Genomic DNA, 19941 nt, shown 5'->3' on the forward strand with positions numbered 1-19941 from the left:
CGTTTCCTTATGGTTAGTCTGTGTCCTGCCACCTTTAAACTTTAGGGAAATAATCATTTAGTAATGTGTAGTACAAAGCGCGCTTGCACCTTTTCCAATAAATTCCCTCTGAGCAGAGAGCGCGTTATTCACATCGGTTAAGGCGTGATCAAGTTTCAGCGCCAGTATCCTGTTGGTTTGCAGAAAATCGATAATCTCATCAGCGTAATACATAACCTTATCCCTCAGGTCGATGTTCCTTTTTTAACCGTACAAAAGGTATGGGTAGATGGTTGTTAAGTAAACAGCTTTCACCGCGCGCCGTGATCCATCGAACAGCCAGCCGGTGTCTTAGCCGCCGCAGTTCATACTTTTTTTCAATTTATTCAAACCTTCACAACGGTTTTGCCGTAAAACGTGCGGCTGTTTCCGTTTCGTTTCATATATGAATTTTTCTCCCGTGCAGGTAAGGATGAAGTGTTGAAAAGGCGTCTGTTGATTACCGTTACCGCTACTGTTTTTTGGGCTTCGCTGGCACAGGCTGACGACATGCCATTTCCCGTGACGCCACCGGCGATTGATGCGGCGTCCTGGGTGTTAATGGATGCCACCACCGGCCAGGTCCTGACCGCCGGTAATCCGGATGAGCGCCGCAATCCTGCCAGTCTGACCAAGCTGATGACCGGTTACGTCGTCGATCGCGCTATCGATCAAAAGAAAATCAGCCGCGATGATATGGTCACCGTCGGCAAAGATGCCTGGGCAGCCGGTAATCCGGTATTTAAAGGCTCATCGCTGATGTTCCTTAAGCCGGGCGACAAGCTGAGCGTACGTGATTTAAGCCGGGGAGTAATCATCGATTCCGGTAATGACGCCTGCGTGGCGCTGGCAGATTATGTGGCGGGCAGCGAAGACAATTTCGTCAAAATGATGAATCACTATGTCGATAAGCTGGGCCTGCAAAATACGCACTTCGAAACGGTGCATGGGCTGGACGCGCCGGGCCAGTTCTCCAGCGCGCTGGATATGGCAAAACTGTCGCGGGCGATTATCGACGGCGAGCCTGACTTCTATGCCATGTACAGTGAAAAAACCCTGACCTGGAACGGCATCACCCAGAACAACCGTAACGGCTTACTGTGGGATAACGCCCTGCATGTGGACGGGCTGAAAACCGGGCACACCGAAACCGCGGGCTTTAATATCATCGCCTCTAACGTGGTGGGCAAACATCGTCTGATCGCCGTGGTGATGGGTGGCAAGAGTCCAAAAGGGCGGGAAGAGCAGGCGCGCAAGCTGCTGGTATGGGGTCAGAATACCTTTGATACCGTGCAGCTGTTCCATGCCGGTAAGAAAATTGGCAGCGAGAATGTCTGGTACGGCAATCCGCATCAGGTCGAAGTGGGTACCGCGAATGATGTCTACCTGTCGCTGCCGCGCAGTGAAGTGCAGAACGTCAAGGCGAAATACATTATTAACCGCAGCGAGCTGGAAGCGCCGCTGAAAGCCAATGAAGTGATTGGTGAAATTCAGGTGATGGATAAGGATCAGCAGATTGCCCACTATCCGCTGGTGGCGCTGAGCGCAGTTGAACCTGCTGGCGTCATTACCCGCATTACCGATTATCTCAAGCAGAAGTTCTGATCGGCATTGCTGGCCGCGTAATCGGGGGCAGCCTTCAGGCTGCCCCCTGACTGCTTAACGCAACGCTTCCTTCATCTTCTTCACTTCACTGGCCTCAACCGGCGCGGCGGCATTGCCCCAGCTGTTGCGAATGTAGGTGAGCACCGCCGCAATATTGTCATCACTCAGGGTGCCGGCAAAGGCGGGCATCGCCGGTGCCGTTGGGCGCGCATTGGTATCCACGCCGCGACTGCCCGCCAGCACCACATGCATCAGTGATGTCGCATTCGGCTGATTGATCAGCGGATTATCCGCCAGCTGCGGGAAGATATTCTTCTCACCACGGCCACCCGGACTGTGGCAGGCCGAGCATTTGGCTTCATAGATCGTCGCCCCAAGCTTCATCCTGTCATCATTAGCATCCAGCGGTTTTGGCTTCTCGTCGGCTTTTTTCTCGCCATCCTTGAGATAAACCGCCACTGCGTTGAGATCGTCCTCGCGCCAGTGCTGGGTCGAATGACGCACCGCATCGGCCATCGGGCCGGAAGCGATGGCATAGCGGTTCACGCCGGTCCGCAGGTAGCTGACGATATCCTGCTGGGTCCATTTACCGAGTCCGGTATGATCGCTGGCGTCCAGATTCGGCGCATACCAGTCCTCGACCTCGCTGCCGCCAAGGAAGCGGCCATTTTTGTCGCCGCCCAGCAGATTTTTCGGTGAGTGGCAGGTGCCGCAGTGGCCGAGTCCCTCAACCAGATAGGCCCCGCGATTCCATTCCGCCGATTTGTCCGGATTCGGTTTGAATTCGCCCTTATCAAAGTTAATCCAGTTCCACACCATCAGGCTGGTACGGATATTGAACGGAAAGGGCAGCTGATTGGTTTCTACCGGATGATGGATCGGTTGCAGCGTCTGCATCCAGGCCCACAGGTCCTGCAGATCCTTTTCCGACATTTTGGTGTAGGCGGTAAACGGCATCGCGCCATACAGACGCTTACCGTCATGGCCGACACCGGTATTCATGGCGCGGCGGAAATCATCATAACTCCAGTCGCCAATCCCGGTTTCACGGTCAGGAGTGATATTCGCGCCGAGCAGCGTCCCAAACGGCGTCTGTAACTTAACGCCACCGGCGAAAGGCTGTTTCTCATCGGTGGTGTGACAGGCGGTACAGTCGCCCAGCGTGGCGATATAACTGCCGCGGGCGATCTGATCATATTCCGGTTGCGCCTGACTGCTGAAGCTGCAGGCCAGTAACCACGCGGCGGCGGAGAGAAGCGGTAACGTTTTCATGCGCTAATCATCTCCCCCGGACGTTTCAGGTAGTAGCGACGGATATCGTGCGCCGCTTTAAAGGCCAGAGCGCCCACCGTGCCGGTCGGGTTATAGCCGGGATTCTGCGGGAAGGCGGAAGCGCCCACCACAAACAGATTCGGCACATCCCACACCTGCAGATGTTTATTCACCGAGCTGGTCCGTGGATCGGCACCCATGATGAAGCCGCCTACCACGTGAGAGGACTGATAGGGCACGCTGCTCCAGTGGCCGGTCATCGGTTTAACGATCATCTCGCGCGGGTTCATCACCTTAGCGATCTCAGCCACCTTGTTAGTGCAGTACTGCGCCATCTTCAGGTCGTTCTGCGCGAAGTCGAAGGTGATTCGTAACAGCGGGCGGCCATGCGGATCTTTGTAGTTAGGATCCAGCGACAGATAGTTGGTGCGGGTGGTATAGCTGCTGGCTTCACAGCCGATCGACATGGTGCTGAGATAGTTATCTTTCAGCGTCTGTTTCCATTTCGATCCCCACTTTGGCGTGTCAGGTGGCAACGGACGATAACCAATCGGAGCCGCGCCAATCGGGGTGACGCGGATACTGCCGCCGCCAAAAAAGCCGAGGCCGCTGTGGTCAAAGTTATCGTTATTGAATTCGTCGATTCCCATGCCGACCGCGCCAGCGCCGATAAACGGATTGAAGTTTTTGTTATCGAAAAACAGCGTGACGTTGTTGGCGGTCTGGTAGGCGTAGTTGCGTCCGGTGGTGCCGGTGTTGGTCACCGGATCGTAGGCCTCGCCAATGCCCGACAGCAGCATCAGGCGCACATTCTCGAAGGTAAAGGCGGCGACGATCACCAGATCGGCCGGCTGTTCCCACTCATCACCCGACGAGTCGATGTAGGTGACGCCGGTGGCTTTTTTGCCGGTAGAGTCAGTCAGCACCTGCAACACTTCACTGTTGGTATAGGCGGTGAAGTTAGGCTTGCGCATCAGCGCCGGCAGTACGGTGGTGATGGCGCTGGCTTTGGAGTAGTTGGCACATCCGTAGTTAGTGCAGAAACCGCAGAAGGTGCAGGGACCCATGGTGACGCCATACGGATTGGTATAGGCTTCAGAGACCAGCGAAGAGGGCACCGGGAACGGCTGATAGCCAAGGTTTTTTGCCGCATCGGCAAACAGGGTCGGACCATAAGGCTGACGCAGCGGCGGTGTCGGATAGTCGCCGGAGCGCGCGCCCTCAAAGGGATTCCCGCCCGGCCGTTTTTCACCGTTGAGGTTGCCGGCGCGGCCCGAGGTGCCGGCCACACGTTCAAACTGCATATAGTGCGGCTCCATCTCCTCCCAGCTGGTGCCCCAGTCCTGCAGCACCAGCTCATCAGGTATGGCACTGGCACCGTAACGCTCGGTCAGATGGCTTTTCAGGCGGAATTCTTCCGGCTGGAAGCGAAAGGTGATGCCAGCCCAGTGGTTGCCTGCGCCGCCAGTGCCGTTGCCGGGGTGAAATGATCCCCAGGTCCGCATCGGTAGCGCGGTCTGCGACGGATTATTACGCATGGTGCAGGTGTTCTGGCGGGTGCGCAGCATCAGCTCTTCGCGCATCACATAACGCAGCTCATCGGTTACGGTGCCGATATTAAAGTCGCGAGCGGTATCGCGCCACGGACCCCGTTCAATGCCCACCACGTCGAGGCCTTCATCGGCCAGCTCATTGGCAATAATCGATCCGGCCCAGCCGAGTCCAATCACCACTACATCGGTTTTGGGAAGTTTTTTCATGGTTAATCCTTTGCCTTCCATTGCGCAATACTGATCGGCTCGAAGTGCAGATTTTCGTTATGCCGTTCGATGTAATCGCGATAGTCATAGCGCGCACCCGGAAAACCGAGCATCTTCCACGACACCATCTCACGGTTGCCGCCATACACCGGATCGGCAAAGAAGCCTTCCATGGTGTTATTCAGCACTTCGAGAAAGAAGGACTGCGCATCGAAATCGCTGAAGTGCACCTTACCGGCTTCCATCGCCTGCAGCAGTTCGTCCTGCTGTTGCGGCGTCAGGTCAGTGAAGTTTTTATTTGAGGTCTGCTGAACGTAGCGGTTAAGTGCGGCGATGCCCTGGCGGTAGCGCTGACGCGGCACCAGCGGCGACTGATCGCCCTGCTCGGTGGTGCCTTGCTGAAAGGGGCCCTGCATATAAAGGCGCTCAAAAGTACCGTAGGAGCCGTGCAGTTGACGATCGATAAAGACGGCGCAGCCCGCCTCTTTGCCGCCCACGCTAAGATCATCGGCCGGGATCAGCCGGTCAACTATCGCCTCGATGGTTTTGGCTTCGGCATCGGTAAAAAACAGCCAGCCTTGTTGTGGGTAAGTTTCTGGAGGATTATCGGAGAATGGCGTCCAGCCTGGACTGCCTTTCAGCGAAACGGCATCGGCGACCTGGCTGACAGTCGCTGCTACGCCCAGCGTCGACCATGTCAGAACCTGCCGCCGCGTAACGCCCGGCAGGGTTTTTGCTCTTTTTCGCATCGTGCTTCCTTCTCAAGTGTTACTAACAAAAGCTAAAGGTTAAAAATTGTTGGCAATTTGTTTTTTGAGTTCGGGGCCGTATGTAAAGGCGATGTTGATAATTGTAAGGGAACGTCAAAACTGTTTTGAAATGTAGATGGCGCACTAAGCCTTAGCAACATCAGGGGTTAAGATAGCGCACGAAATGATCCCTCAACCGGAAAACCAATTTGCGATCTGATAAGCCCATATCAAAACTTGAGTTTTGGTTCTACCGCCATTACCGCACCGTTCACGGCGTGCGCATCGCTATCGCCTTTTTGCTCTGTTTTATTTTTGTCCGGGCGACGGATATTCCGGAAGGTACCTGGCCGCTGATTACGCTGGTGGTGGTGATGGGGCCGATCTCAACCTGGGGGAATGTGTTTCCGCGCGCGCTGCAGCGTATCTGCGGCACGGTGGCGGGGTCGATCTCAGGACTGATTGCCCTGAAGCTGGAGCTGATCTCCATGCCGATGATGCTGGCCTGGTGTGGCGTAGCGATGTTTATCAGCGGCTACCTGACGCTGGGTAAACATCCCTATATGGCGCTGCTGATCGGCATCACCCTCAGCGTGGTGGTCGGCGCGCCCACCGGCGATTTCACCATGGCGCTGTGGCGCGGCGGCGATGTGATTCTTGGCTCGCTGATGGCGCTGCTGTTTACCGCCATCTGGGCGCAGCGCGCCTACATTCACTGGCGGATCCAGCTCTCGGACACGCTGGCGGAGATGGCGAAAATCTACCACGCCGGTTTCTCGCCCAACCTGGTGGATAAACCGCGCCTGAACAAGCCGCTGGGCAAATTGCTGACCAGCGTGATCAAAATGCGGGCGCTGCTGGAACCGTCAAGCAAAGAGACGCGCATCCCGAAATCGGTGCTTGAAGCCATTCAGACCATAAACCGTAATATGGTGTACACCATCGAGATGCAGATTGATGCCTGGTGGGCCTCGCGTCAGAGCCATCTGATTCTGCTTAACGCCCCGGCATTACGCCGAACCCAGCAGATGACCGAAAGCACGCTGCGTGCGCTGTCGGTGATGGCGATTGAAGGCGAAACCGACGAGGTGCTGGCTAACAGCCATGAGCTGACCGAAATCAGCGGCGAGCTGCGGCGGCTGATTGCCGAGGCGGGCAGTGAAGGACTGGAGGAGACGCCGATTTACGGTTACGTCTGGTTAAGCCTTGAGCTGGCAAAACAGCTGGAGCGGATGACCGATTTGATGCGAATGGCGCTGCGCAAATAATCACCTCAGACAATGACTTAATGTGAAACCGGGTTTCTTTGCGCTAAGATAAGGGCCAGTCCGAAATTAGCTGTGAAAATTGCGTATAAGGCTGGCTAGCCGCTAAGCTGATCGTTTTGTCTCTCTCCCTGCGTCAGCAGGCTCAAAGAAAGGTGCCATCATGGAAAATGCCAAGCAATCATTTCAGGACGTCCTGGAGTTCGTGCGTATGTTCCGCCGCAAAAACAAACTGCAGCGTGAAATTGTCGATAACGAGAAGAAAATTCGTGACAACCAGAAGCGCGTCCTGCTGTTAGACAACCTGAGCGAGTACATCAAACCCGGCATGAGCGTCGAGGCGATTCAGGAAATTATCGCCAGCATGCGTGTGGATTATGAAGACCGCGTTGATGAATACATCATCAAAAACGCCGATCTGTCGAAAGAGCGTCGTGAGCTATCGAAAAAGATCAAAGCCATGGGCGTCGGCGAACACCCGAAAGCCTGAGGCTGATAACAGAGCGTGAACGCTCCGCTCGGTTAACAGAGACCCGCTCCCCGTCAGGAGGGCGGGTTTTTTTATCGCCGGGATCGACGCTGCAGCATCATTTGCCTGGCGGCAGGAAAGAATTATTTTTCGGTCAGCTGGCGGGCAATCGCCTGAAGCTGCTGCGCCAGCGCGGTGAGATCGCGGTGTGAATCGGCGGGTGGTGCGGTGGTTTCTCTGATCACCAGCGTGGTTTCCAGCGCTTCATCACTGACTGATTCGCCCTGTAACCGCGCCAGCAGCCGCTCAACGCTGAGTACGCCCAGCTGCTGTAAATCCTGCCGCACCGTGGTCAGCGGCGGCTGATACCACGCGCTCTCGGCGGTATCGTCATAGCCAATCACCGAAATCTGCCCCGGAATCGCCACGCCGTGCTGATGCAGCGCCCGCATCGCGCCCAGCGCCATCTGATCGTTCGCTACCAGCAGCGCCTGAGGTAAGGCATTCGGTAACTGTGCCAGTAGCGCCTGATAACCTGATTGCGCACTCCAGTCGCCGCGCAGGGAACAATGCGGCGTCAATTGATGATCGGCCAGCGCCTGATGCCAGGCGGCTTCACGCTGACGCGCCGACACGGACCGCTCCGGACCGTTCAGCAAGCCGATCTGCCGGTGTCCCAGCGCCACCAGGTGCTCTACCGCCGCCCGCGCGCCGTGATGATTCGGATACTGACACTGCGCCACGGCCGCCTGCGGCTCGACGTCCAGAAACAGCACCGGTTTCGCAGCGCACAGCGCCTGGATCTGCTGCGCTTCCTCCGCCTGCAGCGGCAGATTGATCAGCAATCCATCCACCCGCTGCGCCAGCAATTCATTGATGGTCGCCGCCGCGTCATTGCCGCTCTGCATAGCGATCACCAGATGATAGCCCGCTGCCGCTGCGCGCCGCTGAATCGCCGAAGCAATCTGTGCCGGGGCCATCAGCGCCAGATCGCTGGTGGCGAGACCCAGGGTGCGGGTCGCTTTACCCGCCAGCTGTTGCGCGACCCGGTTCGGCACGTAATTGAGCTGCTGCATCGCCGCTTCGACCCGTTGCCGGGTGCGGACCGAGACCTGTTCAGAACGATTAAGCACCCGTGAAACGGTTTGGTAAGAGACGCCAGCCAGTTGAGCGACATCATCAAGGGTCACAGAGCGGGAAGTCATTGATCTCTCCAGTAGATGAAGCGGCGATTGTAGCAAATTTTCCGGCTGCAGCGCTGCTGCTGCGCGCTACACTGCTCAGCAATAAGGAGAAAAATATGCAGCTTACTGACCATGATATTGATGACATCAACCTGATCGCCAACTGGCTGGCGCTTGATCAGCTGACAGATCCGCAGCACCCCGACGCCGATCTGCTGATTCTGGCGGGCCATGCGGTGCTGCCAAATATTGAGGGCGCGGTGGCGCTGGCGAAAACCTCCGGTCTGCCGCTGCTGATCAGTGGCGGCGTCGGCCACGCCACGCCGCTGTTAGCGCAGGCGATGGCGGCAGATCCGCGCTTTCACCCGCTTGATACTCAGGGAAAGAGCGAGGCGCAGATGCTGGCGGCTATCGCGCATCGGCTGGCCGATCTGCCGCAACAGCAGCTGCTGCTGGAAGGGGAATCGCGCAACTGCGGCGAAAATGCGGCATTCAGCCAGCGGTTACTGGATAGCCGTGGCCTACAGCCGCAGCAGGTCATTCTGATTCAGGACCCGTTACTGCAGCGGCGTACTGACGCCACCTTCCGCTGGCAGTGGCGCGATCGGCCGGCGGCTCCCCGCTTTATCAACTGGCCGGTTTTCATTCCGCAACTGAGGCTGGAGGCGGGCCAGCCGCGCATCACCGGCGCCGCGCCGCAGGGTATGTGGTCGCTGGAGCGCTTTATCTCCCTGCTGATGGGAGAGGTGCAGCGGCTGCGAAACGATGAGCAGGGCTACGGACCGCGCGGGAAAGGATTCTTCGCGGAAGTGATACTGCCTGATCAGATTGATGCGGCGTGGCAGCGCCTGATGCGCCTTTCCGGGGTGCAGCAGCGGATTCAGGGCCGCTGAAAAGTGGCGGGCCGGCGTGATGCGGCCCGCTGGCGCTTAACGGTTCTGCAGATAAACCTGCAGATTGACATACACCGCATTCAATAAAGGCGCGCTCAGGCCATAGTGACTGGCGCGCAGCAGCAGATCGCCGATGATCTGGTCGGCTTCAATATCGAATCCCTGGCATAAATCGCGGTACATGGAGGAGGTCATCGGTGTGGCTGGATTGTTCAGCAGCTCGAAGATTTTGGCGGTCACCGCCGGGCGCGGTTGATAACCTGCAGCACTGATTACCGTCAGGATCTCGCTAAAAACAGCCTGTAACAGCGCTTCACCGCCGTGGGATCGCAGCACCTGCTGAGTATCGCCGCGAGCCAGACAGCACACCGCGCCGAGCGTGCTGAGCAGCAGCCATTTCTCCCACAGCTCATCCATGATGTTGTCGCTGAAGCGGGTATCAACCTGACTGTCGCGCAGTGCAGCATCGACCCGCTGCAGGCGCGCATCGTTATTACCGTCGAGCGCGCCGTAATAGAGCTGATGCAGCGGCGTCATCTGGATCACTTCGCCGTTATCGCCCAGCGTAGCGTTGATTTTACACAACCCGCCGATCACCGCTTCGCGGCCAAAGCGCTGTTGCAGCGTTTCAATGTGCCGCATGCCGTTAAGGATCGGCATAATCAGCGTCTGCGGGCCGACGGCGGGTGCAATATCTTGCATAACCTGCTCGAGGGCAAAGCTTTTTACCGTCAGGATAATCAGGTCATAGTGACCGTGCAGAGAAGCCGCCTGCACCAGCTGCGGCTGCAGCGTTTCGGTGCCGCTCGGGGTCTGCAACACCAGTCCCTTTTGCTGCAACTGGCGGTAACGCCGTTCGCGCACCAGAAAGGTCACGTCCTGGCCGGCCTGGGCCAGTCGCGCGCCAAAATATCCACCGGTCGCGCCGGCACCTGCTATCAGAATGCGCATAGAATTTCCCTTTAAGTGAAAACCGTTACCTTAAAACGTCATCGCCGGGCTTGCCAGCCGGTCCGTGCGGTGAGGCACCCTGACTGATAGCCGTCAGCACGCTGGTGAGTAAGCCTGGAAAGCGATGTTCAAGATCTTCATGGCGCAGCGAAATCAGATTTTCCCGCCCCAGCGGCCGTTGCCAGATCACGCCACTGTCACGCAGAACCCGCCAGTGATGGGTCATGGTCGATTTCGCCACCTCACCACGCAACAGGCCGCAAGGCTGTTCACCTTCACGCGCCAGCGCATCAACAATAGCCAGCCGCAGCGGATTGCCCAGCGCAAACAACACATTTTCTAACCGTAACTGTTCAGTATCAGGGTGATTACTCAGCATAACGTTCCTGTCAGGGGAATGATCCGGTTAATTATAGCTCAATCTGTTCGTATGGAGTCGTACCATTAGTCTAAGCTTGCTGACATGGGTGCCTGAAAAGTGTGCACCTCTTTCCGTCAAACTGACTAAGGATACATCATGCCCCGATCCCTTCCGATCGAACGTTACCGCAACATCGGCATCTCCGCGCACATCGATGCCGGTAAAACCACTACCACCGAGCGCATTCTGTTTTATACCGGAATGAGCCACAAGCTGGGGGAAGTGCACGATGGCGCTGCAACAACCGACTGGATGGCGCAGGAGCAGGAGCGCGGCATAACCATCACCTCTGCCGCGGTCAGTTGCTTCTGGCCGGGCATGGATAAGCGCTTTGAGCCGCACCGCATCAATATTATCGACACCCCGGGCCACGTTGATTTCACCATCGAGGTCGAGCGCTCAATGCGGGTGCTGGACGGCGCGGTAATGGTGTATGACGCAGTGGGCGGCGTACAGCCGCAGTCTGAGACGGTGTGGCGGCAGGCAAATAAATATCATGTGCCGCGGCTGGCGTTCGTCAACAAAATGGATCGGCAGGGCGCCGATTTTTTCCGCGTGGTCACCATGATGCAGTCACGGCTGAAAGCCAATCCGGTGCCGATTGTGATTCCCATCGGTCGCGAAGAGCATTTCGTCGGGGTGATCGATCTGATCCGCATGCAGGCCATCTACTGGGATGAAGAGAGCCAGGGGATGACCTTCAGCTATGGTGAAATTCCGTCTGATCAGCTGGCCGAAGCGCAGAGCTGGCGTGAAAAAATGGTCGCGGCGGCGGCGGAAGCCAATGAAACCCTGACCGAAGCCTGGCTGGAGCAGGGCGATCTCAGCGAGCAGCAGGTGATTGCCGGTTTACGCCAGCGCACGCTACTCAACCAGATCCAGCCGATGCTGTGCGGCAGTGCGTTTAAAAATAAAGGGGTACAGCGGATGCTGGATGCGGTGATCGAACTGATGCCGTCACCGGCCGATGTGCCAGCGATCAGCGGCGTGGATGAGGCCGGAAACCACGCCGAACGGCACGCTGATGATGACGAACCGTTCTCGGCGCTGGCGTTTAAGCTGATGAGCGATCCCTTTGTCGGGCAGCTGACCTTTGTACGGGTCTACTCGGGCGTGTTGCGCAAGGGCGACAGCGTCTTTAACGCGGTCAAAGGCAAGAAGGAGCGCATTGGCCGTATCGTGCAGATGCACGCCAACGCCCGCCATGAGATCGACGAGATACGCGCCGGGGATATTGCCGCCTGCGTCGGGCTGAAAGAGGCGACGACCGGCGAAACCCTGTGCGATCCGCACGCCATTATTACTCTGGAGCGGATGGAGTTTCCTGAACCGGTGATTTCGCTGTCGATAGAACCGAAGACCAAAGCGGACCAGGAGAAGATGGGGCTGGCGTTACAGCGGCTGGCGGCAGAAGATCCGTCGTTCCGGCTGCACACCGACGAGGAGTCAGGCCAGTCGATTATCTCCGGTATGGGCGAACTGCATCTGGAGATTATCGTCGATCGTCTGAAACGTGAATTTGGCGTAGAGGCCAATATCGGGCGGCCGCAGGTTACCTACCGTGAGACGCTGCGCAAGGCGGTGCAGGATGTTGAAGGCAAGTTTGTGCGCCAGTCGGGCGGCAAAGGGCAGTACGGCCATGTGGTGCTGAGCCTGCAACCGGGTGCGGCGGGCAGCGGGTTTGTCTTTGAGGATGCCACCAAAGGCGGGGTGGTGCCGCGCGAATATATCCCGTCAGTAGAGAAAGGGGTCCGCGAAGCGCTGAACAGCGGCGTGCTGGCGGGCTATCCGATTGTCGATATCAAAGCGACCCTGACGTTTGGCTCCTATCATGAGGTCGATTCCTCGGAGATGGCGTTCCGCATGGCAGCGATTCTCGGTTTCCGTGCGGCGGCAAAACTGGCCGATCCGGCGATTCTGGAGCCGGTAATGAAAGTGGAAGTGGAGACGCCGGAAGAGTACGCCGGCGGGATTATGGGCGATCTGTCGTCACGGCGCGGCGCGGTGCAGGGCATGGATGAGCATTTTGGCGGCCGGATTATTCGCGCCGAAGTGCCGTTGTCGGAGATGTTCGGCTACTCCACCAGCCTGCGTTCGCTGACCCAGGGGCGCGCCACCTACAGCATGGAGTTCAGCCACTACGCGCAGGCACCGCGCAACGTGGCCGATGAGATCATTGCCGCCCGTAAATAGGGCGATGCGGCAGGGAAGCCGCCTTTCTTTCAGCTCAAAGCCGGGCCACCCCATGCGCCGCCGCCTGCTGTTCAAAGCGGATTATCGTCTGATAATCCTGGCGCTGCAGCGGGCTGAATCCGCTAATCAGGCTGGCCGCACAGACTTCACGCCACGCCGGACTCGTCACCAGTTCGCCCAGCACCGACTGCAGCGTCTGGCGCTGCTGCGCCGAGGTGGAGGCCGAAGTGATGAGTGGCAACCCAGGCGCAGGCGGTGTTTCGTCGATAATGTGCAATCCCTGTAGTTCCTCTGGCGCGTACCGGGCGATCAGGGCCCAGCTGACACAATCAATGGCGGCAATATCCGCCTGATGCTGGCGCACCGCCGCCAGTGACTGACGATGCCCGCCACTCAGCACCAGTCGTGAAAACAGTACGCCCGACAGGGCCGCCACCAGGCGCAGCGCGTTATAGCCGGAGTGTGAATCGAGGCCGTTGGCCACCGCCCGACGCGCGTGAAAATCGCTCAGTGTCGCGCCCTTATCCCGCGCCACCAGCCAGCTACGATAATCGGGTCCGCTGCAGCCTGGCGCGCTGTAGTGAAACGCGCCGACCAGCTGCACCGCAGGCAGTCGCGTCACCAGCGGATAGCCGCAGGTCTGACTCAGCAGCAGCCGATCATCCTGCCAGTGGGTAAGCAGATCGTCGGGCCAGACTGGCTGCGCCGCCGTGCCGTGCTGCGCCAGTAACGTTACTATCGCCTGGCTGAGCGCCTCAGTGGCAGGGCGATCAATATCGTACATCGGTAATGCCAGCAGGTCAGTCATGGCGAGCCTCTTCAGAACGCCCCGGATGGGCATTGACCCCGACCGGCCGCGCCCAGAACTGACGCAGCCAGACCCGGTAGCCCGCCACGCGGAAACCGTGATTGCGCTGGTAATAGCGCTCACGGTCGCGCAGATAAAGGCGACGCAGACCATACCAGGGCACGCCGGGCAGATCGTGATGCACTGAATGGTAGTTCAGATTCAGGAACAGGATCCGCCAGGGCAGCGCCGCCTCATTATTAACCGAACGCGCCAGCGGATCGTCAGCCGCGCGATGTTCATAAAAGGAGCGCACTTTGGTCAGCGCCAGCGCCGGATAGCTGACCGCCAGCAGATACCACAGCGGGGAGAAGCCGCACTGCGCCATGCCGTAAAACAGCAGCGCCAGCAGGCTCCAGTGCAGCAGCCACATGCCGATGGCGGCCCGCTCACCGTGACGAAACGCCTGCCACATCGCCCTGAAAGTGCCGCAGATATCCAGCAACGGAGCCAGCAGCAGACGGCCAAAAAAGGTATTACGCAGGTGGATCAGCTGCTGCTGCCACGGCGACAGCTGCGCCCAGCGTGCGGCGGACAGGTAGTAACTTTCCGGATCGTCATCCGGTTCGGTCAGGGTGTGATTGCGGTGATGGGCGAGATGAGAATCGCGGTAGAGGCCAAACGGAAACCACACCGCCAGCGGCAGGATGCCGAACAGCTGATTGATCCGCGGCCAGCGCGTCGGATGGCCGTGGATCAGCTCATGCTGCAGCGACATATACCAGGCGGTGAAGCCAGTCAGCAGCAGGGTAGCGGGCAGCCGTCCGAGGATCTGCCAGCCGAGCAGCGTACCGAACCAGCCGCCATAGACCGCGACGATCAGCAGCCAGGTGGGCAGTTCAGTGCGCCATAACCAGCTGCGCGAGAGCTGTTGCAGCAGGGCGCGCTGCTGCGGATGAAGGTAAGCGGCACGGCTTTTTTGCATGATCGACCTGGCAGAAGAGGAACAGAGAGCCACAGTGAAATAAACGCTGCGCAAAGACAAAGACGTTATTTTTCTTAGCTATGTCGAAAATCCTGAATATGGCGCTGAAAGATATTGACTATCAGTGGCGACGACGACGGCGTAACCTTTGCCTATCGAAAACCGCCTTAGCATGTGTGGGCCACTTTTGCCCGCCAGGAGAAGTAACAGATGAAAAAGATTGGCTTTTTATCCTTCGGTCACTGGACGCCCTCTTCACAGTCAGCCACCCGTTCGGCGCAGGATGTGTTACTGCAGTCGATTGACCTGGCGGTTGCAGCCGAAGAGCTGGGCGCAGACGGAGCTTACTTTCGCGTGCACCATTTTGCCCGCCAGCTGAGTTCGCCGTTCCCGCTGCTGGCGGCGGTCGGTGCCCGTACCAAAAATATTGAAATCGGTACCGGCGTGATCGACATGCGCTATGAAAACCCGCTCTATATGGTGGAAGATGCCGGTTCAGCCGACCTGATTTCCAACGGCCGTTTGCAGCTCGGCCTGAGCCGTGGCTCGCCTGAGCAGGTGGTGGATGGCTGGCGCTATTTTGGCTTTGAGCCAAAAGCGGGCGAGACCGACGCTGATATGGGGCGTCGTCATACCGAAGAGTTTCTGGAAGTGCTGCGCGGTGAAGGCTTTGCCAAACCGAATCCGCAGCCGATGTTCCCGAATCCGCCGGGCCTGCTGCGCCTTGAACCGCTGTCTGAAGGGCTGCGTGACCGCATCTGGTGGGGCTCCGGCTCCAACGCCACTGCAGAGTGGGCAGCAAAAATGGGCATGAACCTGCAAAGTTCGACCCTGAAAGATGATGAAACCGGCGAACCGTTCCACATCCAGCAGGCGAAGCAGATCCGTGCCTACCGTGAAGCGTGGAAAGCCGCCGGCCATCAGCGAGAGCCACGGGTTTCGGTCAGCCGCAGCATTTTTGCGCTGGTCAATGACATGGACCGCGCCTACTTCGGCCGCAGCGGTAGCGACCAGGATTCGGTGGGATTCCTCGACGAAAAAACCCGCGCCATCTTTGGCCGCAGCTATGCCGCTGAACCGGAGCAGTTAATTAAGCAACTGGCGCAGGATGAAGCGATTGCTGAAGCCGATACGCTGCTGCTGACCGTGCCGAACCAGCTTGGGGTGGCGTATAACGCGCATGTGATTGAGGCGATACTGAAGTATGTCGCGCCGGAACTCGGCTGGCGTTAATACCGTTCCCGACCCAGCGCCTTAGTGATAAGGCGCTGTTCATCTCATTCTGTTGTGATCCCTGCCGCTCTCCGCATCCTCTTTTATCCCTGATCTGATTTCAACACCGCAGGTGCTGGCCCGGCATTTCAGCCTGAATCAGCAGGCGATAGCGCCACTTTTGCCAATCATGATCGCCGTCACGCTGCTGATTATTATTTGGCAGACGCGATCCCTGGCGGCAAGGGTAATGGTATTTTTAACCGCTTCGCCTGAACTGACCGGCGCGGTTCTTTTTAATCGTTAAAACCTTTTTCAGCTAAGCATATTCAAAGGGTCAGGCTATCAAAGATATAGGATGAGACAGGTGTGCCTTTTTCAAAAGCCACTATAGAGTAGCGCTGAGAATACATAAAAGAGGTGTGACCATGAGCAATTCTGTTGATGAAGATGCAAAAGATGCAAAGCCTATTGTCGAAGCCGATCGCGAAGCAGCGGCAGGTAAATGTCCTTTTCATGCAGGAAAGGCCAATCAGACATCAGGCGGCGGCACGTCCAACCGTGACTGGTGGCCTAACCAGCTGCGTGTGGACCTGCTGAACCAGCACTCATCCCGCTCTAACCCATTGGGCGAGTCGTTCGACTACCGTAAAGAATTTGCCAAATTAGACTACGCTGCGCTAAAAGCCGATCTCAAAGCCTTGCTCACTGAGTCACAAGCCTGGTGGCCTGCCGACTGGGGCAGCTACATCGGTCTCTTCATCCGCATGGCCTGGCACAGCGCCGGTACCTATCGCGCAGTAGACGGTCGCGGTGGTTCAGGCCGCGGCCAGCAGCGCTTCGCTCCGTTAAACTCGTGGCCCGATAACGTCAGCCTGGATAAAGCGCGCCGTCTGCTGTGGCCGGTGAAGCAGAAGTACGGTCAGAAAATTTCCTGGGCCGACCTGTATATCCTGGCGGGTAACGTGGCGCTGGAAAATTCCGGCTTCCGCACCTTTGGTTTTGGTGCCGGACGTGAAGATGTCTGGGAACCGGATATGGACGTCAACTGGGGCGATGAAAGCACCTGGCTGGAACACCGTCATCCGGAATCGCTGGCACAGTCACCGCTCGGCGCGACCGAAATGGGGCTGATCTACGTTAACCCTGAAGGCCCGGAACACAGCGGCGATCCGGCGTCAGCCGCTCCGGCCATTCGTGCGACCTTCGGCAATATGGGAATGAACGATGAAGAGATCGTTGCCCTGATCGCTGGTGGCCATACGCTGGGCAAAACCCACGGTGCCGGTTCGGCCGAGCACGTTGGCGTTGATCCGGAAACCGCACCGATTGAAGCACAGGGTCTGGGCTGGGCAAGCAGCCACGGCACCGGCGTGGGTGCCGATGCGATTACCTCGGGTCTGGAAGTGATCTGGTCGCAGACGCCGACCCAGTGGAGCAACTACTTCTTCGAGAACCTGTTCAAATATGAGTGGGTGCAGACCCGCAGCCCGGCCGGTGCCATCCAGTTTGAAGCGATCGACGCGCCAGAGATCATTCCTGATGCGTTTGACCAGACGAAGAAACGTAAGCCGACCATGCTGGTCACCGATCTGACCCTGCGTTTCGATCCGGAATTCGAGAAAATATCGCGTCGTTTTTACAACGATCCGCAGGCCTTCAATGAAGCTTTTGCCCGCGCCTGGTACAAGTTGACGCACCGTGATATGGGGCCAAAAGCGCGTTATATCGGTCCGGAAGTGCCGAAAGAAGATCTGATCTGGCAGGACCCGCTGCCGACACCGGTTTATCATCCGACCGGCGCCGACATCGCGCAGCTGAAAGAGAAGATTGCGGCCGCTGGCCTGAGCGTCAGTGAACTGACCTCGGTTGCCTGGGCGTCAGCCTCAACCTTCCGTGGCGGTGACAAACGCGGCGGTGCCAACGGCGCGCGCCTGGCGCTGCTGCCGCAACGCGAGTGGGACGTTAACGCCAATGCGGCCCGGGTATTGCCGAAGCTGGAAGCGCTGCAGCGGGAATTCAATAAAGTCTCGCTGGCCGATGTCATTGTGCTGGCCGGGGTGGTTGGGGTTGAGCAGGCGGCGAAAGCGGCCGGCGTTGAGATTGAGGTGCCCTTTATCCCGGGCCGGGTCGATGCGCGTCAGGATCAGACCGATATCGAATCGTTTGAGTTGCTGAAACCTCGCGCTGACGGTTTCCGTAACTACGGTCGCGGATACGGTAAAACCACCACCGAGCATCTGCTGATTGATAAAGCACAGCAGCTAACGCTGACGGTGCCGGAATTAACGGTACTGATTGGCGGGATGCGCGCGCTGGGAACCAACTATGACGGCAGCCAGCACGGCGTCTTCAGCCGCAGCGTCGGTGAACTGAACACCGATTTCTTCATCAACCTGCTGGATATGCGCATTGAATGGAAAGCCATTGATGGCTCCAGCGAGCAGTTCGAAGGACGCGATCGCCTGACCGGTGAAGTCCGCTTTACCGCCACCCGCGCTGACCTGGTATTCGGCTCCAATGCGGTGTTACGCGCGTCGGCGGAAGTCTATGCCAGCAGCGATGCCAAAGAGAAGTTCGTCAAGGACTTCGTCGCTGCCTGGACCAAAGTGATGAACCTGGATCGGTTCGAGCTCTGATGGCTTACGATTAACCACTGAAAGGCAAAACCCGCTTAGTGATAAGCGGGTTTTTTTATATCAGCGATGACAGCGATGCCGTTGCAGCCGGCTGATCAGGGCGCGCTCAGGGTGAAGGGCGGCGCAACGCCAGCGGATCGTCATCCAGCACCAGCGTATCGCGCAGTTCCCAGCCTTTGAGTTTGCCGGGATTGAGTAATCCATCCGGGTCCAGACACTGTTTAACCGAGACCACCGCCGGTTTGATCTCTCCCTGTTTGCCTTCTTCAATCTGATAAACATGCGGATTATTGATCCGGACGCCGTTGGCGCGAAAAGCGTTCATGATCTCGTTCAGTCGCGCGTCACTGCTGTAGCGCACCAGTTGCAGGCCGCTGGCGGTCAGATTGCCGTCAGCGTCACGCAGAAACTCAATATGCGACATCACCTCATCACCCAGCAGAGCGGCCATGTCGATAATCTGCTGGCGATAACAGGCCGGGTTAAACGCGGTCTGTAAATAGGTCAGAGTACTGTCAACTTTTAGCGCGTGCAGGGTAGTGTGGTTCCAGCAATATTCCATCAGTGACGCATTCGCATCGCGAGCGGCGCTGGCAGACTGCCGCAGCGCACTCTTTCCGCGATATTTTTCCAGCAGGCCCGCCGCTAACCCGTCACTTTCCTGCCCAATCACGCTGATCACCGCATGCTGATCCGCCTGATAATGGCCGCTGAGATGGGTGAAGTAGCCGGGGATCGGCGCGGCGAATAACGCCAGCTGACGTTTCACCAGTCCTGGTGAGCGGGCGAAGGCATTAGCGTAATCCAGCGCGTCGGTAAAGTCGTCGAACACGTCCAGCCGCTCTATCCAGTCATGTACCGGTGCCAGCGCCAGTTCAACCTCCAGCACGATACCGTTACTGCCGTAAGCGTGATGCAGCAGCAGCGCCTGCGGTGCCGGAACCTGCAGAATGCGCGGTTCCGCTTCCACGGTCATCACTTTCACGCTGAGTACGTTTCCGGCGGCGGCCAGCGGGCCATAGTTGATTGAGCCGATGCCGCCAAAGCCGCCACCGTACAGCCCGCCCAGCGTGGCAAGGCGATAGGTCGAAGGCATGCAGCGCAGTTCCCAGCCGGTCGGACGGGTCAGGGCTTCAATCTCCGCCAGCCGCATCCCGGCCTGCGCGCGGACCACGCCAGGGGTGAGTTCACACAGCTGATTAAAGCCGGTCATATCGACCAGAATGCCGCCCGCCAGCGGCACCAGCTGACCATAGTTACCGGTTGCTCCGCCGCGCAGGATCAGCGGTAGCTGATGGCGGACGCAGGCTTTGACCAGCAGGCTCAGCTCCTCTTCACTGCGCGGTCTGACCACCGCATCGGCCTGTTTATCTTCCAGTTGCCGTTTCAGTAGCGGGCTGAACCAGTGAAAATCACGTGACAGGCGTTTAACTCTGGCGGCCTGCAAAGTCCAGTCGAGATCGGGAAGCGCCTGCTGTATCAGGGCAAGCGCGTGCTGACGGTGTTCGCTGTGCATAATTTTCCTGCCTGAAAATAGG

The 19941-nt window shown here is 58.0% G+C and carries 17 protein-coding genes; 7 read left to right on the plus strand and 10 right to left on the minus strand.

Annotated elements, in window-relative coordinates; translation table 11 throughout:
• Positions 1 to 57: 57 nt before the first annotated feature.
• Positions 58 to 213: a hypothetical protein gene (locus ACLIBF_RS07645; RefSeq protein WP_279810455.1), complete on the minus strand. Its 156-nt coding sequence runs from the start codon at positions 211 to 213 to the stop codon at positions 58 to 60.
• 246 nt (positions 214 to 459) lie between these two features.
• On the opposite strand from ACLIBF_RS07645, the gene dacD reads away from it, so the two are divergent.
• Entirely contained in the window at positions 460 to 1623 is a 1164-nt protein-coding gene (gene dacD, locus ACLIBF_RS07650; protein ID WP_201306438.1) for a serine-type D-Ala-D-Ala carboxypeptidase DacD, read from the plus strand.
• Positions 1624 to 1677: 54 nt separating this feature from the next.
• Here dacD and ACLIBF_RS07655 read toward each other — a convergent pair whose 3' ends face one another.
• The 3 genes from ACLIBF_RS07655 to ACLIBF_RS07665 are packed head-to-tail and all read right to left on the minus strand — an operon-like array spanning position 1678 to position 5404.
• A complete protein-coding gene (locus tag ACLIBF_RS07655; protein WP_069729550.1) occupies positions 1678 to 2895 on the minus strand; it encodes a cytochrome c in 1218 nt (405 codons plus the stop codon).
• Complete coding sequence (locus ACLIBF_RS07660) at positions 2892 to 4655, minus strand: GMC family oxidoreductase (protein WP_180217280.1); 1764 nt, start codon at positions 4653 to 4655, stop codon at positions 2892 to 2894. Before ACLIBF_RS07660 ends, ACLIBF_RS07655 begins: the two co-directional genes overlap by 4 nt.
• A gap of 2 nt (positions 4656 to 4657) precedes the next feature.
• A complete protein-coding gene (locus tag ACLIBF_RS07665; protein ID WP_031375227.1) occupies positions 4658 to 5404 on the minus strand; it encodes a gluconate 2-dehydrogenase subunit 3 family protein in 747 nt (248 codons plus the stop codon).
• Between the two features lie 209 nt (positions 5405 to 5613).
• Between ACLIBF_RS07665 and ACLIBF_RS07670 the strand changes: the two genes are divergently transcribed.
• Both ACLIBF_RS07670 and tmaR read left to right on the plus strand, forming a co-directional pair.
• Positions 5614 to 6672: an FUSC family protein gene (locus ACLIBF_RS07670; RefSeq protein WP_069729551.1), complete on the plus strand. Its 1059-nt coding sequence runs from the start codon at positions 5614 to 5616 to the stop codon at positions 6670 to 6672.
• Between the two features lie 160 nt (positions 6673 to 6832).
• Positions 6833 to 7159 (plus strand): PTS system regulator TmaR, encoded by a 327-nt coding sequence (tmaR, locus tag ACLIBF_RS07675; protein WP_004571340.1) that lies wholly within the window; start codon positions 6833 to 6835, stop codon positions 7157 to 7159.
• Between the two features lie 122 nt (positions 7160 to 7281).
• On the opposite strand, the gene ACLIBF_RS07680 is transcribed toward tmaR, so the two are convergent.
• Positions 7282 to 8343 (minus strand): LacI family DNA-binding transcriptional regulator, encoded by a 1062-nt coding sequence (locus ACLIBF_RS07680; RefSeq protein ID WP_279810454.1) that lies wholly within the window; start codon positions 8341 to 8343, stop codon positions 7282 to 7284.
• A gap of 95 nt (positions 8344 to 8438) precedes the next feature.
• Here ACLIBF_RS07680 and ACLIBF_RS07685 point away from each other — a divergent pair, with 95 nt between their 5' ends.
• Positions 8439 to 9215 (plus strand): YdcF family protein, encoded by a 777-nt coding sequence (locus tag ACLIBF_RS07685; protein WP_279810453.1) that lies wholly within the window; start codon positions 8439 to 8441, stop codon positions 9213 to 9215.
• 36 nt (positions 9216 to 9251) lie between these two features.
• Here the strand turns inward: ACLIBF_RS07685 and ACLIBF_RS07690 are convergent, their stop codons facing one another.
• On the minus strand, positions 9252 to 10166 hold the full coding sequence (locus tag ACLIBF_RS07690; protein WP_089561760.1) for a ketopantoate reductase family protein: 915 nt from the start codon (positions 10164 to 10166) through the stop codon (positions 9252 to 9254).
• 25 nt (positions 10167 to 10191) lie between these two features.
• On the minus strand, positions 10192 to 10545 hold the full coding sequence (locus ACLIBF_RS07695; protein WP_279810452.1) for an ArsR/SmtB family transcription factor: 354 nt from the start codon (positions 10543 to 10545) through the stop codon (positions 10192 to 10194).
• A 138-nt stretch (positions 10546 to 10683) separates the two neighbouring features.
• Between ACLIBF_RS07695 and fusA the strand changes: the two genes are divergently transcribed.
• The gene (gene fusA / locus ACLIBF_RS07700; RefSeq protein ID WP_069729554.1) at positions 10684 to 12780 is read left to right on the plus strand and encodes an elongation factor G; all 2097 of its coding nucleotides are present in this window, start codon (positions 10684 to 10686) and stop codon (positions 12778 to 12780) included.
• Positions 12781 to 12814: 34 nt separating this feature from the next.
• On the opposite strand, the gene ACLIBF_RS07705 is transcribed toward fusA, so the two are convergent.
• Positions 12815 to 13588 (minus strand): phosphate/phosphite/phosphonate ABC transporter substrate-binding protein, encoded by a 774-nt coding sequence (locus ACLIBF_RS07705; protein ID WP_031375220.1) that lies wholly within the window; start codon positions 13586 to 13588, stop codon positions 12815 to 12817.
• Positions 13581 to 14552 (minus strand): fatty acid desaturase, encoded by a 972-nt coding sequence (locus ACLIBF_RS07710; RefSeq protein ID WP_046288225.1) that lies wholly within the window; start codon positions 14550 to 14552, stop codon positions 13581 to 13583. The genes ACLIBF_RS07705 and ACLIBF_RS07710 overlap by 8 nt, the downstream gene beginning before the upstream one ends.
• Before the next feature lie 210 nt (positions 14553 to 14762).
• On the opposite strand from ACLIBF_RS07710, the gene ACLIBF_RS07715 reads away from it, so the two are divergent.
• Together ACLIBF_RS07715 and katG are read left to right on the plus strand one after the other, a co-directional pair.
• A complete protein-coding gene (locus ACLIBF_RS07715; RefSeq protein WP_031375219.1) occupies positions 14763 to 15785 on the plus strand; it encodes an LLM class flavin-dependent oxidoreductase in 1023 nt (340 codons plus the stop codon).
• 407 nt (positions 15786 to 16192) lie between these two features.
• A complete protein-coding gene (gene katG, locus ACLIBF_RS07720; RefSeq protein ID WP_069729555.1) occupies positions 16193 to 18403 on the plus strand; it encodes a catalase/peroxidase HPI in 2211 nt (736 codons plus the stop codon).
• Positions 18404 to 18509: 106 nt separating this feature from the next.
• Here the strand turns inward: katG and ACLIBF_RS07725 are convergent, their stop codons facing one another.
• The gene (locus ACLIBF_RS07725) at positions 18510 to 19919 is read right to left on the minus strand and encodes an FAD-binding oxidoreductase (protein WP_279810451.1); all 1410 of its coding nucleotides are present in this window, start codon (positions 19917 to 19919) and stop codon (positions 18510 to 18512) included.
• Positions 19920 to 19941 lie beyond the last annotated feature (22 nt).

The organism is Pantoea sp. PGP6, from assembly GCF_053474785.1.